The following is a 14,385-nucleotide window of genomic DNA, read 5'->3' on the forward strand; positions in this document are numbered from 1 at the left end:
TCAGCAAGTGCGGGGCCTCCCTGGCCACGTCGCACCGGGATAAGGAATGCAGCCTCGCGACAAGCCTCGGGCTAAAGCTGCTGCATCATCTTGCGTACGCCGGCGACATGGCGCCGGCTGACGATCAGAGCGTCGCCGTTAAGCCCTTTCAAAAACAGCTGAAAGTGCCCCAGAGGCGTGCGCTGCAGGCGTTCTATTCGCTCACGGGCCACCAGGGCGTTGCGATGGATGCGCACAAACCGGTCGCCAAACTCATCTTCAAGGGCCTTGAGCGGCTCATCGAGCAGCACTTCACCGGCCTCGTGACGCAGGGTCACGTATTTATGGTCGGCAATGAAATAGACCACCTGGTCGAGGGGAATCAGCTCGATGCCCTTACGGGTGCGCGCGCTGATGTGGCTGCGCGGCCCGTTACCGCTTTGGGCGGCCGGCTGGGTGAGGGCGGCGAGCTGGACACGGCTGGGGCGCTCGGCCTTTTTCAGGGCCTTGAGCAACGCATCGCCTGTCACCGGCTTGAGCAGGAAGGCAACCCCGCTGTCTTCCAGGGTTTGCTCGGGGAAGTCGTCCGCTGCCGCGCATAACACCACGGCAGGTGGCGATTCGCGCTCGCTCAGGCGGGCCGCGACTTGCAGGCCGTCCAGGCCCGGCAGACGGATATCAAGCAACACCACATCCGGCTTGAGGCTGTCGATCAGCGTCAACGCCTCTTCACCCGTGGTGGCGCTCGGTTCAAGGACTGTATAGCCCTCAAGCTCACTGACCAAACGGCTCAGTCGCTCGCGGGCTTGGGGTTCGTCATCAACGATCAGGACATTCATATTGCGCTGGATTCCTGCGTGAGTCTCGCACAAGGATAGCGTAGACAGGTGCGGTGACTTACGTCACAGCGATCCACGCTAAGACTAGCGCGAGCGGCAAAAAGTGCCCCGAGAGCGGCACCCAAATTTACCCGGACCTGTTCAATAACGCCCAAGACCTGCAGCCTTCGCGCATCGTCGTAGGGTTTGCTGATACACAATCCGAATACCCCCCTTTTTTAATGGATAGTCTGGGCTATGACCGCATCACCCGACTTTGGTGCATTCACACACTATCAGTCCAACTGTAGACGCTCGCTGAGACGATATTGCTCATTCGTAAAATATCGCATCAATAAGCACCTTCTTGCAGTCTCGTCCCGGACGCGGTCGGCGGCAAGGCACTTAGCCATCCTTCGTGCAAATAAAAATGCCGACCACCCGCAGCACCGCCTCCCCGGGCAACCCTGTTATTATCGCCGGCACACCTCCATGCCTCTTTTAAGCAGATCACGAGCGAATCCATGAGCACCGACAAGACCAACCAGTCCTGGGGCGGCCGCTTCAGTGAACCCGTCGACGCCTTCGTCGCCCGCTTCACCGCCTCCGTCACCTTCGACCAGCGCCTGTACCGCCACGACATCATGGGCTCCATCGCCCACGCGACGATGCTGGCCAAGGTCGGCGTGCTGACCGACGCCGAACGCGACAGCATCATCGACGGCCTGACCACCATCCGTGGCGAGATCGAAGCCGGCACGTTCGAATGGCGCGTCGACCTGGAAGACGTGCACATGAACATCGAGGCTCGCCTCACCGACCGTATCGGTGTGACCGGCAAGAAACTGCACACCGGCCGCAGCCGTAACGACCAGGTGGCTACCGATATCCGCCTGTGGCTGCGTGACGAAATCGACCTGATCCTGGGCGAAATCACCCGTCTGCAAAAAGGCCTGCTGGAACAGGCAGAGCGTGAGTCCGGCACCATCATGCCCGGCTTCACCCACCTGCAAACCGCGCAGCCAGTAACCTTCGGCCACCACCTGTTGGCCTGGTTCGAAATGCTCAGCCGCGACTACGAGCGCCTGGTGGACTGCCGCAAGCGCGCCAACCGCATGCCGCTGGGCAGCGCCGCTCTGGCTGGCACAACCTACCCGATCGACCGCGAATACACCGCGCAGCTGCTGGGTTTTGACGCCGTGGGCGGCAACTCGCTGGACGGCGTGTCGGACCGCGACTTCGCTATCGAATTCTGCGCTGCCGCCAGCATTGCGATGATGCACCTGTCGCGCTTCTCCGAAGAACTGGTGTTGTGGACCAGCGCGCAATTCCAGTTCATCGACCTGCCGGACCGCTTCTGCACCGGCAGCTCGATCATGCCACAAAAGAAAAACCCGGACGTTCCGGAACTGGTACGTGGCAAAAGCGGCCGTGTATTCGGCGCGCTCATGGGCCTGCTGACCCTGATGAAAGGCCAGCCTCTGGCTTACAACAAGGACAACCAGGAAGACAAGGAGCCGCTGTTCGACGCCGCGGACACCCTGCGCGACTCGCTGCGCGCGTTTGCCGACATGATCCCGGCGATCAAGCCCAAGCACGCAATCATGCGCGAAGCGGCGCTGCGCGGCTTCTCCACCGCCACCGACCTGGCCGACTATCTGGTACGCCGTGGTCTGCCCTTCCGTGACTGCCACGAAATCGTTGGCCACGCGGTGAAATACGGCGTGGACACCGGCAAAGACCTGGCAGAAATGAGCCTGGAAGAACTGCGCCAGTTCAGCGACCAGATCGAGCAAGACGTGTTTGCCGTGCTCACCCTGGAAGGTTCGGTGAATGCCCGTAACCACATCGGCGGCACTGCGCCGGCGCAGGTGAAGGCGGCCGTTGCACGCGGGCAGGCATTGCTCGCCAGCCGCTAAAAGCATCGCAGGCAAGCCAGCTCCCACATTTTGAGTGCATTCCAAACCTGGAACGCGCTCAAGTGTGGGAGCCGGGCTTGCCCGCGATAGCTATCTCACAGGCGCCGAGCACCTACTTCTTCGCCGCTATCATCGCCATAAACGCCGGCATCGCCGCCTCCCTGTCCGCCGTCACTTTCTGCGCATTGGGCATGGCATGCAGCTTTTCCAGCAGCGCCTTCGCCGCAGGCAGTTCAGCCAGCAAATCCAGCCCGAACAACTTCTCGCCCACGGCACAGGCCAGGTTCACGCTGTACATGAAGTAAACATCCGCAATCGTGAAGCTTTCCCCCGCCACATACGGCGCGAACTTGCCGTGCCGGCCTAAAGACCCAACCCCCAGCAGCAGCTCGGCCCTGGACTTCTCCTTGATCGCCTCCGGCACCGGCATGCCAAAAAACGCCTCGGCGAAACACGCGCGGGCAGGCAGTTCGATGTACAGCTCGATTTCCCGGCACAGCGCCAGCACCTGAGCACGCTGAAACGGCTCACCCGGCAGCAGCGCCGGGCCTTCCTGGGTGTGTTCGAGGTATTCGAGGATCACGCTGGTTTCATTGATGAAACCCTGTTTGACGCCCAGCACCGGCACTTTGCCCCGCGGGCTCACAGCCAACGCTTCGGGCGTCTGGCCCGCATAAAACGGCACCTCTTCAAACGGCAAGCCTTTCTCCAGCAGTGCCAGTTTGACCATGTTGTAGTAGTTGCTGACCGAAAATCCGTAGAGCTTGAGCATTGCGAATGCCTCCAGGCCGGGTGTGGGGTTGGCTGCAAGAGTTATAGATGCCGGGGTGCCGCCTGACCAGCAGCATCACCCGCCTGAATGGGCGTAGACTGGCGGCCTTTCCTTGAGGAGCCTGCCATGAGCGAACCAACCGATATCGACAACGACGAAGAAGAATTCACCGAAAGCACGCTGACCCAGGCTATAGAAAACCAGATCGAAAGCGACAACCCGCCGGCCGCCAAAGCCACGTTCAACAAGCTGACCCTGGTGGGCTACGAGCGCGAAGACATCCTGAACCTGATGGCCCATGTATTGGCCGTCGAAATCGACAAGATGCTCGAAGAAGACCGCCCATTCGATACCCAATGGTACGAAACCGCGCTGCGGGCACTGCCCGAATTGCCACCAGAGAATCAATGACACTGTGGGAGCTGGCTTGCCTGCGATGGCATCACCGCTGTGCAACCGTCAAACCGAGTCGCCAACATCACAGGCAAGCCGCCCACAACCGGCTGGACAGTTCGGCAAAGTGCGTTCACCTTATGCCCTGCTAGCCTCTAATAAATTCTTAGAAAGTCTGGAGTCCTTATGTCGTATACCCCTGAGTTGGTTGCCGAACTGGAAATCCTTGTACTCTTCCCATTGGACAGCACCAAAGAAGGTCTGAAAGTCCACCAGACCGCCGCCCCGACTGCCATCGCCGCCGCCAAACGCCTCCACGCGAAAGGACTTATCGACCAGCCGGACGGAGGCTATCTGACCAGCCTTGGTCGTGACGCTGCAGAGCAGGCCCAAACCCTGCTGACCATCTTGACCACTGCCACCACCAAAGAAGCTGCGTAACACCTGATACCGCCCATGGAATCCGCTGCCTGCGGATTCCGAGGGCGTTGCTGTGGCGCACACAAAATTCTGACGTCAAAAACCATTTCCCTCTAAACCTCCTACGCTTCTGTCTGTAAACTCCTACACGGCCGCCCACGTCGGGCCCTGCGAGCCACCGAGTTCGACATGACCCGCACCCATGAAATCCGCCCCGACCTGGACGAAGGCATCGACCGCAAGGTGCTCGCCCAATTGCGCGCGCGATTCATGGCCCTCAATGAGGCCCGCATGGCCCGTGCCGTCGAGGGGCTCACGCCGCGCCAGCAAAGCGTCTTGACGCTGCTGCCGCTGTTTTTCCACGTTAACCACCCGCTGCTGCCGGGCTACGTGTCGGGCAGCACGCCCGCGGGGCTGTCGAACTTCGAGCCCGATGCCCAGGCCCTGACCGAAGCCCAGCGCCTAACCCGCTCGTTCTCCTACAAACCGCGCCATGGCAACCCGCCCCGGCCGATTCACGGTTTGTTCCTGATGGGCAGCCTCGGCACGTTGGCCCAGGCGGACCAAAGCGACATGGACGTGTGGGTGTGTCACGCGTCGGACTTGAACGACACCGAACTGGCCGAACTGCGCAAGAAATGCCAGTCGCTTGAAGCCTGGGCGCTGACCATGGGCGCCGAAGCGCATTTCTTCCTGATCGAACCCACGCGGTTTGTATTGGGCGAGCGCGACACACAGCTCAGCTCCGACGACTGCGGCACCACCCAGCATTACCTGCTGCTGGACGAGTTCTATCGCACGGCCATCTGGCTGGCCGGGCGCACACCGATCTGGTGGCTGGTGCCGGTGTACGAAGAATCCCGCTACGCCGAATTCACCCATGCGTTGATTTCCAAGCGTTTCATCCGCGCCGACGAAACCCTCGACCTCGGCCACCTGGCGCATATTCCCCCAGGCGAATTCATTGGCGCCGGGCTGTGGCAGCTGTTCAAGGGCATCGAATCGCCTTACAAGTCCGTGCTCAAGCTGTTGCTGACCGAGGTCTACGCCAGCGAACACCCGAACGTGCATTGCCTGAGCCTGCGCTTCAAGCGCGCAGTGTTTGCCAACCAGATGGACCTGGATGAGCTGGACCCGTACATCGTGGTCTATCGCCGTATCGAGGAATACCTCAAGGCGCGCAACGAGCCTGAACGCCTGGAACTGGTGCGCCGCAGCCTGTACCTGAAGGTCAACCGCAAGCTCAGCGCCGGCCAGCGCACCACCAGTTGGCAGCGAATGTTGCTGGAACGCCTGGCCCACGAATGGGGCTGGGACCCGCGCCAACTGGCCTTGCTGGACAGTCGCAGCCAATGGAAAGTACGCCAGGTCGCCTCCGAGCGCCGCGCGTTGGTCAATGAGCTGAACTACAGCTACCGGTTCCTGACCCAGTTCGCCCGCACCGAGCAGACCGCCAGCCTGATCAACAAGCGCGACCTGAATGTGTTGGGCCGCCGCCTGTATGCCGCCTTTGAACGCAAGGCCGGCAAGGTCGAATTCATCAACCCCGGCATTGCCCCTGATTTGGCCGAAGACACCCTGACTCTTGTGCAATCACCCAACCGCAAGGAGCCGGGCCAGCACCATTGGGGCTTGTACAACGGCAACCTCACGGCGCTGGAATGGGAGCACTTTGCGCCGATCAAACGCAGCCGCGATCTTGTGGAAATGCTCACCTGGTGCCACCGCAACGGCGTGATCGACAGCAGCACGCGCCTGGCGCTGCACCCCGGTGTCAGCGACATGACCGAATTCGAGCTGTTCAACCTGCTGGGCAGCCTGCAACAGACCATCAGCCTGCCGCTGGCCAGTGTTGATGAAGACCGCCTGCTGCGCTCGGCGGTACCGGAAGATGTACTGCTGTTGATCAACGTCGGCGTCGACCCGCTCAAGCATCACCGCGACCTGAATATCCTGATGACCACCGAGCGCACCGACTCCCTGAGTTACGCCGGGGTGCGCGACAACCTGGTGCTCACTCTGGATCAAGTTACGCTCAACAGCTGGAACGAGGTGACGGTCAGCCGCTACGACGGCCCCCACGCATTGCTCGACTGCCTGCGCGATTACCTCAACCAGCTGCCACCAGACCATCTGCCGCGCCTGCGGGTGCGCTGTTTCTGTCACAACCGTGCGCAGTTCATTGCACAGCGCGTGGAGGAGGTTTTCGACACCGCGCAAAACCTGCTGCTCGGCCAGGGTAATCACCGCTACTTGCTTCAGGTTCAGCAGCACTACCATGTGATGGAATTGATGCCGGGCCAGGCGCACCACGTGTCGCTGCCGACTCAGGATGCGCTGATCGCCTACCTCAGCGAAGAACTGGCGGCCTACAGCCCGCTGCACCTGGACGCGATGGCGCTGGAAGACCACGACCTGGCACTCTTGCTGCCCATGGGTTTGGCCGATTGTGTGCAGGTGTTCTACCGGGTCAACGAAGGCTTTGCCGAGCTGTACGTGCTGGATGAGTTCAACGCGCTCTGGCAGCAACGCCTGCCGTTTCATGACGAGCAAAGCCTGCTCGCGCCGCTGCAGCGCTTCCTGCAATCAATCCTTTATCGCCGCGAAGCGTTATCGCCGCTGGATTCACAGCAGCCGTTGGGCGAAGTGCATATCTTGTATTACCAACTGTTGCCGTCGGGCAGTTTGCGCGCGCGGGGTATCGAACCACGGCCCGCGCCGCAAAACCCGGCCAACAAGGCGTTTTACGACGTGCAAGCGATCATCGGCAAAGCCGCGCCGGGTCAGGTGGGCATTACCCTGTACTGCAATCAAAGGGAGTTTTCCGAACTGGAGTTTGGCGACCAACTGTTTGCCGTGGTCGCCCGGGAGATCGTCGGGCAACGCCGGGAAACCGAACGTTACCGCTGCTACATCACCGACCTGGACCTGTCCGGCCTGCTCGGTGACGTGCAAAGCCCGAGCAACCTGTACCTGCGCTACAAGGCCGAGCTGGAGCTGTCGCTCAACGAAGCGCTGAGCCAGATTTAAAGCGGGAAGGCACCGCCGTCTTTGGGCTGGCCTTCGACATTGAGTAACTCCAGCTTGAGGGTCTTGCCGCCGGGGGCCGGCCAGTCGATGTGCTGGCCCACTTGCAGGCCGAGCAAGGCGCTGCCCACCGGCGCCAGAATCGAAATCTTGCCTTCGTCGGCATTCGCGTCTTTCGGATAGACCAGGGTCAGGTGGTAGTCCTTGCCGCTGCCTTGTTCACGACAATGCACGCTGGAATTCATGGTCACGACACCCGCAGGCACTTCATCGTGGCCGACCACGTCTTCGGCGCGGTCGAGTTCGGCCTGCAATGCTTCGACGCCTGGCGACTCGTCGCCCAAACGGTCGATCAATTGCTCCAGACGCTGCACGTCAAGCCGGGTGAGGATGATGGAAGGTGCGGTGCTCATGATTCAGGCAGACTCCTTTTTTCTGCACAAAAAAGCAAAACCCCGCCAGAAAAAGGCGGGGTTCTCACGGGCCTCGATGCATTGAGGCGTAACCGGACACTACCACAGCGTCACAAATAAACAAGACGACCTCAGGCGTGCGCCCTGCGCTGCTCGGCCTCGGCGCAGATCACGCGGCGGCGGGCATCGTCGGCGGAGCGCCATTCACGGATGTCTTCCACATGGCGGAAGCAACCGAGGCAGACTTTTTGCTCATCGAGGCGACACAAACTGATACAAGGTGACGGCACCGCCGGGCTGACATTGCTGAACAGCGGCTTGGGCGGGCGTACGGGCGCAGGCTGGGTCACGGTCAGATCTCGTCGAAGTCCAGCTCGGCGCCGGCCTGTTCCTTGACGAGGCGCGCGAGGATTTCACCCAACAGTTCTTCGCTCTTGTCGCATTGCCATTTGCCGCTTTCTTCGTCGAAATCGAAGTGAATGCCACCGGAACGTGCCGCCAGCCACAGCTGACGCAACGGTTCCTGACGACTGAAAATCAGTTGGGTGCCATTGTCGAACTTGATGGTCAGCACGCCGGCCGAGTTTTCCAGGTCCACGTCCAGGCCGCTGTCGTCGAAAATATCTTCCAGCGCCTGCTGGGTCGCATCCACCAGGTCGTGAAAACGGGCTTCGGTCAAACTCATTGTGGCAACCTCAAAAGTGTCTGGTTTTGCTCAAGCGCCGCACGATACGGACGCGCTCCGCCGATTGCAAAGGATACCGATTTCATCCGCGCGAGCTGCATGAAAATTCCACAACCAGCGTAGCCCGCTTCCCAACTATCTCGGCAAACCCCCGCCGGACGGGTATTCCAGCGCATAGGCAAGCTGGCAGGTGGTCGGTATACTCGGGCGCAATTAATGCATATTCAAGGATTTCGCCATGAAGCGCCTGATCTCTTCCCTTGCTGCGCTCGTCGCGGTCGCTTGCCTCGTTAGTGCCTGTGGTCAAAAAGGCCCGCTGTACCTGCCCGATGACAGCAAAGACCCGAATGAACAGGCGCAATCGTCGCAAAAGCCATCCAAAGCGCATAAGCACGATACCTACGAATAAGGGAACTCCATGGACGCTTTTAACTACCGGGACGGCGAGCTGTTCGCGGAAGGCGTGGCGTTGTCCGCGATTGCCGAGCGCTTTGGCACCCCGACCTATGTGTACTCCCGTGCGCATATCGAAGCTCAATACCGTTCGTTCACCGACGCACTCGACGGCGTCCCGCACCTGGTGTGCTACGCGGTCAAGGCCAACTCCAACCTGGGTGTACTGAATGTCCTGGCGCGTCTGGGCGCCGGTTTTGACATCGTCTCCCGTGGCGAGCTGGAACGTGTACTGGCCGCTGGCGGCAAGGCTGACAAGATCGTGTTCTCCGGCGTCGGCAAGACCCGCGAAGACATGCGCCGCGCCCTGGAAGTTGGCGTGCATTGCTTCAACATCGAATCCACCGACGAGCTGGAGCGCCTGCAGGTCGTGGCCGCCGAGATGGGCGTTCGCGCGCCGATCTCCCTGCGCGTCAACCCGGACGTCGACGCCGGTACCCACCCTTACATCTCCACCGGTCTCAAAGAGAACAAGTTCGGCATCGCCATCGCCGACGCCGAGGACGTGTACATCCGCGCCGCCCAGTTGCCAAACCTGGAAGTGCTGGGTGTGGACTGCCACATCGGCTCGCAACTGACGACGCTGCCGCCCTTCCTGGACGCCCTCGACCGCCTGCTGGCGTTGATCGACCGTCTTGGCGAATGCGGCATCTACCTGCACCACATCGACCTCGGTGGCGGCGTGGGCGTGCGTTATCGCGACGAAGAGCCGCCGCTGATTGCCGACTACATTCATGCGGTGCGCGAGCGCATCGAAGGCCGCGACCTGACCCTGATGTTCGAGCCGGGCCGTTACATCGTCGCCAACGCCGGCGTGCTGCTGACCCAGGTCGAGTACCTCAAGCACACCGAGCACAAGGATTTCGCCATCGTCGACGCGGCGATGAACGACCTGATCCGCCCGGCGCTGTACCAGGCCTGGATGAATGTCACCGCCGTGACGCCTCGCGCAAGCGAAGCACGCGCCTATGACATCGTCGGCCCGATCTGCGAAACCGGCGACTTCCTGGCCAAGGATCGTCAGCTGGCCCTGGAAGAAGGTGACCTGCTGGCCGTGCATTCGGCCGGTGCCTATGGGTTTGTCATGAGTTCCAACTACAACACCCGCGGCCGTACCGCCGAGGTGCTGGTGGACGGTGATCAAGCATTTGAAGTGCGTCGCCGCGAGACGGTAGCCGAGTTGTATGCTGGCGAAAGCCTGCTGCCGGAGTAAGCCATGCTGCTGCGTTTTACCAAAATGCACGGGCTGGGGAATGATTTCATGGTCCTGGACCTGGTCAGTCAGCACGCGCACATTCAGCCCAAACACGCCAAACAGTGGGGCGACCGCCATACCGGCATTGGTTTCGACCAATTGCTGATCGTCGAGGCGCCGAGCAACCCGGAGGTGGATTTCCGCTACCGGATCTTCAACTCCGACGGCTCCGAAGTGGAGCAGTGCGGCAACGGTGCCCGCTGTTTCGCCCGCTTTGTGCTGGACAAGCGCCTGACCGCCAAGCGGCAGATCCGCGTCGAGACCAAGAGCGGTGTGATCGAGCTGGATATCCGCAGCGACGGCCAGATCAGCGTCAACATGGGCGCGCCACGCCTGGTGCCGGCGGACATCCCGTTCCAGGCCACCGAGCAGGCGTCCAGCTACGCGGTCGACGTCGACGGCCAGATCGTCGACCTGGCAGCGGTCTCCATGGGCAACCCCCATGCGGTGCTGCGGGTCAATGACATCAACAACGCCCCCGTGCATGAACTGGGGCCGAAGATCGAACACCACCCGCGCTTTCCGGCACGGGTCAATGTGGGCTTCCTGCAGGTGATCGACCGTTCCCGCGCGCAACTGCGCGTATGGGAACGCGGCGCCGGCGAAACCCAGGCCTGCGGTACCGGCGCATGCGCCGCTGCCGTGGCCGCGATCAGCCAGGGGTGGATGGATTCGCCCCTGCTGATCGACCTGCCTGGTGGACGCTTGTCCATCGAATGGGCAGGCCCTGGCCACCCGGTGTTGATGACCGGGCCGGCCTCGCGTGTATACGAAGGACAGGTCCGTCTATGAGTGAGCCAAGCCAATGACCGATAAGCCTCAAGTACCCGCACACGCAACCCCGAGCGACAGCCTGGAGGCCGCTGCAGTCGCGGCGTACCTTGAGGCTAATCCGGACTTCTTCGTCGAACACGAAGAACTGCTGCCGGCCCTGCGCATTCCTCACCAGCGCGGCGACACCGTGTCGCTGGTGGAGCGGCAGATGAAGATCCTGCGCGAGCGCAATATCGAGATGCGCCACAAGCTCTCGCACTTGATGGACGTTGCTCGCGACAACGACCGACTTTTCGACAAGACCCGCCGCCTGATTCTGACACTGATGGACGCCACCAGCCTGGAAGAAACAGTGATCGCCGTCGAAGACAGCCTGCGCCAGGACTTCCAGGTGCCGTTTGTCAGCCTGATCCTGTTCAGCGACAACCCGATGCCGGTGGGTCGATGGGTCAGTGGCGGCGAAGCGCAAACCGCAATTGGCGGGCTGCTGTCTGAAGGCAAGACCATCAGCGGCACCTTGCGCGAGCACGAGCTGGACTTCCTGTTTGGCGCCGAGCAGCGCAAACAGATCGGCTCCACCGCCGTCGTCGCCCTCAGCCATCAAGGCTTGCACGGCGTGCTGGCCATCGCCAGCCGCGATCCACAGCACTATAAAAGCTCGGTGGGCACGCTGTTTTTGACCTACATCGCCGAAGTGTTGGGCCGCGTTTTGCCACGTTTCACCACCGCCCTGCGCGCGGTGCGCTAGCCATGGAACGGCAACTGGACGCTTATTGCGCTCACCTGCGCAACGAGCGCCAGGTGTCGCCCCATACGCTGGAAGCGTATCGACGGGACCTGAACAAGGTCCTGGCGTATTGCGAAAAACAGCACATCAGCAGTTGGAAGGCCCTGGATATCCAGAGCCTGCGCAGCCTGATCGCACGCCTGCACCAGGCAGGCCAGTCGTCGCGCAGCCTGTCGCGCCTGTTGTCGGCAGTCCGCGGGCTGTATCACTACCTCAATCGTGAAGGCCTGTGCGACCACGACCCGGCCAATGGCCTGTCACCGCCCAAGGGCGAACGGCGCCTGCCCAAGACCCTGGACACCGACCGCGCCCTGCAACTGCTGGACGGTGCGGTCGAAGACGACTTTCTGGCCCACCGTGACCAGGCCATTCTTGAACTGTTTTATTCCTCGGGCCTGCGCCTGTCGGAACTGACCGGCCTGAACCTCGACCAGCTCGACCTCGCGGACGGCCTGGTGCAAGTGCTCGGCAAAGGCAGCAAGACGCGTGTGCTGCCGGTGGGCCGCAAGGCGCGAGAAGCCCTGCATCTGTGGCTGCCGTTGCGACAACTGGCCAACCCGGCAGACGACGCGGTGTTTGTCAGCCAGCAAGGCCGGCGCCTGGGGCCTCGGGCCATTCAACTGCGGGTCAAGGCCGCCGGTGAACGCGAGTTGGGGCAGAACCTGCACCCGCACATGCTGCGTCACTCGTTTGCCAGCCATATGCTCGAATCTTCCCAGGACCTGCGCGCGGTGCAAGAGCTGCTCGGCCACTCCGACATCAAGACCACGCAGATCTACACCCATCTGGATTTCCAACACCTGGCAACGGTGTACGACAGCGCCCATCCACGGGCCAAACGCATCAAGGGCGGCGACTCATGAGTATCAAGCTGATCACCTTCGACCTGGACGACACACTCTGGGACAACGTACCCGTCATCATCAACGCCGAAGCGTCGATGCGTGAATGGCTGGCGGTGAACGCCGCCAACGTGGGTGACTTGCCACTGGAGCATTTCGCCAAGCTTCGCCAAACCGTGCTGGAGCGCCACCCGGAGCTGAAATACCGCATCAGCATTCTGCGCCACCGCGTGCTGATGCACGCTTTCGAAGAGGCCGGTTATCCACAGCCGCAGGCCACGGAAATGGCGGATGTGTGCTACGAGGCGTTCATTCACGCGCGCCACCAGCTCACACCGTTTCCGGAGGCCGAGCCCATGCTTCAAGCCTTGCGCCAGCATTTCCTGCTGGGCGTGATCACCAACGGCAACGCTGACGTGCAGCGCGTGGGCCTAGCCGACTACTTTCACTTTGCGTTGCGCGCCGAAGATATCGGCATCGCCAAACCGGATGCGCGACTGTTTCAGGAAGCGTTGCAGCGGGGCGGTGTGGATGCCGGTCAGGCCGTGCATATTGGTGATCATCCGGGTGATGACATTGCCGGCGCTCAGCAGGCGGGGTTGCGGGCGGTGTGGTTCAACCCGACGGGCAAGGCCTGGGAGGCGGACAAGAAGCCGGATGCGGAGATTCGAAGCCTGGACGAATTGCCGCCGTTGCTGCGCAGCTGGAATCAACACTAAACCCTGTGGGAGCAGGCAAGCCAGCTCCCACAGGGTATTGCTTTCTTCCAGCCATGAAAAAGCCCGCAGCGACGGCGGGCTTTTTCCTGCAAGCGGTGGCTGACCTCAGATAGGTCGGCTGCCGTACTTGTTATCCGGCTTCTTCGGTGGATCTGCCACCACGTTAGCCTCGACTTCCTGCACTTTGCCGCCTTTAGCGAGGAACTCTTCCATCGCACGGGCCAGCGCATCGCGCTCTTTGTTCTTTGCTTCGACGCTCGGCAGTTCGTCTACCGACACCGCAGCCTTGGCTTTGCCTTTGGCCGCCGGGACCGGTGCATCATCGCCACCGTCGTCGTCAGCAACGTCTTCAGCCGCCGCCTCAAGACCTTCTTCAGTCTCGTCGTCGTCACCTACTTCGAGTTCGTCGTTTTCCAGATCATCGTCGCTCATGTTCTACCTCATGACTTGCGAAAAGCAGATTAGTTATAGCCCAGCTTCACCCTCTGTCGAGGTCGCTGGAAAAAAATCAACATCCACCGGGTTTCCAGTGGCTTATGCCTCATCACCATGCAACGTGGCGAGGACTTTACGAGCACCGCCATGATCACGGTGCTCGCCCAGATAAACACCTTGCCAGGTCCCCATCGCCAAGCGGCCGGCCTTGACCGGCAAACTCAGCTGGCAGCCCAGGAGACTGGCCTTGAAGTGCGCCGGCAGATCATCCGGACCTTCGTCGTTGTGTTCAAACCCTGCCTGGCCTTGCGGCACCAGCAAGTTTAAAAAAACGCTCGAAATCACGGCGAACCGCCGGGTCGGCGTTCTCGTTGACCGTCAACGACGCCGAGGTGTGCTGCAGCCACAGATGCAACAAGCCCACGCGACACGCCTTCAATTCAGGCAGGCCGGCGAGCAACTCGTCCGTCACCAGATGAAAGCCCCGGGGCTTGGCCCGCAGGGTAATCAGGGTCTGTTGCCACATACAGTTCTCCGCCCATCGGCGCGCATTCTAGCGCGCTCTGGGAAAAAACAAAGTGTCGAATACGCCTACATACCTGTAAGACTTTCACACGCTGAAAAGTGCCCTGTGCGCCCCATCACAAACTTGACGCAAAAAGCGGTACAACGCCCTATGACTGACAAACCCCAG

At 61.3% G+C, this 14,385-nt stretch carries 16 protein-coding genes and 1 pseudogene; 10 read left to right on the top strand and 7 right to left on the bottom strand.

Translation table 11 applies throughout. From position 1 onward, the window contains the following. Nucleotides 1-71 precede the first annotated feature (71 nt). On the bottom strand, nucleotides 72-818 hold the full coding sequence (locus ATI14_RS05765) for a LytR/AlgR family response regulator transcription factor (RefSeq protein ID WP_016970529.1): 747 nt from the start codon (nucleotides 816-818) through the stop codon (nucleotides 72-74). 503 nt (nucleotides 819-1,321) lie between these two features. Between ATI14_RS05765 and argH the strand changes: the two genes are divergently transcribed. Further along, nucleotides 1,322-2,716 carry an argininosuccinate lyase gene (gene argH, locus ATI14_RS05770; RefSeq protein WP_080520160.1) on the top strand — a complete coding sequence of 465 codons (1,395 nt, stop codon included), beginning with the start codon at nucleotides 1,322-1,324 and terminating at the stop codon, nucleotides 2,714-2,716. Between the two features lie 112 nt (nucleotides 2,717-2,828). Here the strand turns inward: argH and ATI14_RS05775 are convergent, their stop codons facing one another. Further along, complete coding sequence (locus ATI14_RS05775; protein ID WP_080520161.1) at nucleotides 2,829-3,488, bottom strand: glutathione S-transferase family protein; 660 nt, start codon at nucleotides 3,486-3,488, stop codon at nucleotides 2,829-2,831. 126 nt (nucleotides 3,489-3,614) lie between these two features. On the opposite strand from ATI14_RS05775, the gene ATI14_RS05780 reads away from it, so the two are divergent. The 3 genes from ATI14_RS05780 (at nucleotide 3,615) to ATI14_RS05790 (ending at nucleotide 7,331) form a co-directional block, all read left to right on the top strand. Next, nucleotides 3,615-3,899, top strand: coding sequence for a hypothetical protein (locus tag ATI14_RS05780; protein WP_016970531.1), 285 nt, complete (start codon nucleotides 3,615-3,617; stop codon nucleotides 3,897-3,899). A 168-nt stretch (nucleotides 3,900-4,067) separates the two neighbouring features. Continuing rightward, a complete protein-coding gene (locus tag ATI14_RS05785) occupies nucleotides 4,068-4,322 on the top strand; it encodes a TIGR02647 family protein (protein WP_010207442.1) in 255 nt (84 codons plus the stop codon). Nucleotides 4,323-4,490: 168 nt separating this feature from the next. After that, nucleotides 4,491-7,331, top strand: a complete 2,841-nt coding sequence (locus tag ATI14_RS05790) for a class I adenylate cyclase (protein ID WP_016970532.1) — start codon at nucleotides 4,491-4,493, stop codon at nucleotides 7,329-7,331. Here the strand turns inward: ATI14_RS05790 and rnk are convergent. The 3 genes from rnk to cyaY all read right to left on the bottom strand — a co-directional run bounded on the left by rnk (nucleotide 7,328) and on the right by cyaY (nucleotide 8,426). Then, a complete protein-coding gene (gene rnk, locus ATI14_RS05795) occupies nucleotides 7,328-7,741 on the bottom strand; it encodes a nucleoside diphosphate kinase regulator (RefSeq protein ID WP_016970533.1) in 414 nt (137 codons plus the stop codon). The two genes, ATI14_RS05790 and rnk, sit on opposite strands and share 4 nt — an antisense overlap. 131 nt (nucleotides 7,742-7,872) lie before the next feature. Continuing rightward, complete coding sequence (locus ATI14_RS05800; protein WP_015886498.1) at nucleotides 7,873-8,091, bottom strand: DUF1289 domain-containing protein; 219 nt, start codon at nucleotides 8,089-8,091, stop codon at nucleotides 7,873-7,875. Between the two features lie 2 nt (nucleotides 8,092-8,093). Beyond that, nucleotides 8,094-8,426: an iron donor protein CyaY gene (gene cyaY, locus ATI14_RS05805; protein WP_016970534.1), complete on the bottom strand. Its 333-nt coding sequence runs from the start codon at nucleotides 8,424-8,426 to the stop codon at nucleotides 8,094-8,096. Nucleotides 8,427-8,664: 238 nt separating this feature from the next. On the opposite strand from cyaY, the gene lptM reads away from it, so the two are divergent. The 6 genes from lptM to ATI14_RS05835 are packed head-to-tail and all read left to right on the top strand — an operon-like array spanning nucleotide 8,665 to nucleotide 13,256. Next, nucleotides 8,665-8,835, top strand: a complete 171-nt coding sequence (gene lptM / locus ATI14_RS05810) for an LPS translocon maturation chaperone LptM (protein WP_010207449.1) — start codon at nucleotides 8,665-8,667, stop codon at nucleotides 8,833-8,835. A gap of 9 nt (nucleotides 8,836-8,844) precedes the next feature. Beyond that, nucleotides 8,845-10,092, top strand: a complete 1,248-nt coding sequence (lysA, locus tag ATI14_RS05815; protein WP_016970535.1) for a diaminopimelate decarboxylase — start codon at nucleotides 8,845-8,847, stop codon at nucleotides 10,090-10,092. 3 nt (nucleotides 10,093-10,095) lie between these two features. Further along, a complete protein-coding gene (dapF, locus tag ATI14_RS05820; RefSeq protein WP_016970536.1) occupies nucleotides 10,096-10,926 on the top strand; it encodes a diaminopimelate epimerase in 831 nt (276 codons plus the stop codon). 13 nt (nucleotides 10,927-10,939) lie between these two features. After that, the gene (locus tag ATI14_RS05825; protein ID WP_016970537.1) at nucleotides 10,940-11,656 is read left to right on the top strand and encodes a DUF484 family protein; all 717 of its coding nucleotides are present in this window, start codon (nucleotides 10,940-10,942) and stop codon (nucleotides 11,654-11,656) included. A gap of 2 nt (nucleotides 11,657-11,658) precedes the next feature. Beyond that, nucleotides 11,659-12,558, top strand: a complete 900-nt coding sequence (xerC, locus tag ATI14_RS05830; RefSeq protein WP_016970538.1) for a tyrosine recombinase XerC — start codon at nucleotides 11,659-11,661, stop codon at nucleotides 12,556-12,558. Continuing rightward, entirely contained in the window at nucleotides 12,555-13,256 is a 702-nt protein-coding gene (locus tag ATI14_RS05835) for an HAD family hydrolase (RefSeq protein WP_016970539.1), read from the top strand. The genes xerC and ATI14_RS05835 overlap by 4 nt, the downstream gene beginning before the upstream one ends. Before the next feature lie 105 nt (nucleotides 13,257-13,361). Here ATI14_RS05835 and sutA read toward each other — a convergent pair whose 3' ends face one another. Both sutA and ATI14_RS05845 read right to left on the bottom strand, forming a co-directional pair. Further along, nucleotides 13,362-13,688, bottom strand: coding sequence for a transcriptional regulator SutA (gene sutA / locus ATI14_RS05840; RefSeq protein ID WP_016970540.1), 327 nt, complete (start codon nucleotides 13,686-13,688; stop codon nucleotides 13,362-13,364). Between the two features lie 102 nt (nucleotides 13,689-13,790). Then, a pseudogene (locus tag ATI14_RS05845) lies at nucleotides 13,791-14,217 on the bottom strand (secondary thiamine-phosphate synthase enzyme YjbQ). Nucleotides 14,218-14,385 lie beyond the last annotated feature (168 nt).

Source organism: Pseudomonas tolaasii NCPPB 2192, assembly GCF_002813445.1.
Classification (GTDB): domain Bacteria; phylum Pseudomonadota; class Gammaproteobacteria; order Pseudomonadales; family Pseudomonadaceae; genus Aquipseudomonas; species Aquipseudomonas tolaasii.

What these genes read in the sequence shown, in the direction of transcription:
- ATI14_RS05825 (WP_016970537.1), top strand. Translation starts at nt 10,940, where the DNA reads ATGACCGATAAGCCTCAAGTACCCGCACACGCAACCCCGAGCGACAGC.
- ATI14_RS05835 (WP_016970539.1), top strand. Translation starts at nt 12,555, where the DNA reads ATGAGTATCAAGCTGATCACCTTCGACCTGGACGACACACTCTGGGAC.
- ATI14_RS05780 (WP_016970531.1), top strand. Translation starts at nt 3,615, where the DNA reads ATGAGCGAACCAACCGATATCGACAACGACGAAGAAGAATTCACCGAA.
- rnk (WP_016970533.1), bottom strand. Translation starts at nt 7,741, where the DNA reads ATGAGCACCGCACCTTCCATCATCCTCACCCGGCTTGACGTGCAGCGT.
- ATI14_RS05765 (WP_016970529.1), bottom strand. Translation starts at nt 818, where the DNA reads ATGAATGTCCTGATCGTTGATGACGAACCCCAAGCCCGCGAGCGACTG.
- cyaY (WP_016970534.1), bottom strand. Translation starts at nt 8,426, where the DNA reads ATGAGTTTGACCGAAGCCCGTTTTCACGACCTGGTGGATGCGACCCAG.
- sutA (WP_016970540.1), bottom strand. Translation starts at nt 13,688, where the DNA reads ATGAGCGACGATGATCTGGAAAACGACGAACTCGAAGTAGGTGACGAC.
- dapF (WP_016970536.1), top strand. Translation starts at nt 10,096, where the DNA reads ATGCTGCTGCGTTTTACCAAAATGCACGGGCTGGGGAATGATTTCATG.
- xerC (WP_016970538.1), top strand. Translation starts at nt 11,659, where the DNA reads ATGGAACGGCAACTGGACGCTTATTGCGCTCACCTGCGCAACGAGCGC.
- ATI14_RS05785 (WP_010207442.1), top strand. Translation starts at nt 4,068, where the DNA reads ATGTCGTATACCCCTGAGTTGGTTGCCGAACTGGAAATCCTTGTACTC.
- lysA (WP_016970535.1), top strand. Translation starts at nt 8,845, where the DNA reads ATGGACGCTTTTAACTACCGGGACGGCGAGCTGTTCGCGGAAGGCGTG.
- ATI14_RS05790 (WP_016970532.1), top strand. Translation starts at nt 4,491, where the DNA reads ATGACCCGCACCCATGAAATCCGCCCCGACCTGGACGAAGGCATCGAC.
- argH (WP_080520160.1), top strand. Translation starts at nt 1,322, where the DNA reads ATGAGCACCGACAAGACCAACCAGTCCTGGGGCGGCCGCTTCAGTGAA.
- ATI14_RS05775 (WP_080520161.1), bottom strand. Translation starts at nt 3,488, where the DNA reads ATGCTCAAGCTCTACGGATTTTCGGTCAGCAACTACTACAACATGGTC.
- lptM (WP_010207449.1), top strand. Translation starts at nt 8,665, where the DNA reads ATGAAGCGCCTGATCTCTTCCCTTGCTGCGCTCGTCGCGGTCGCTTGC.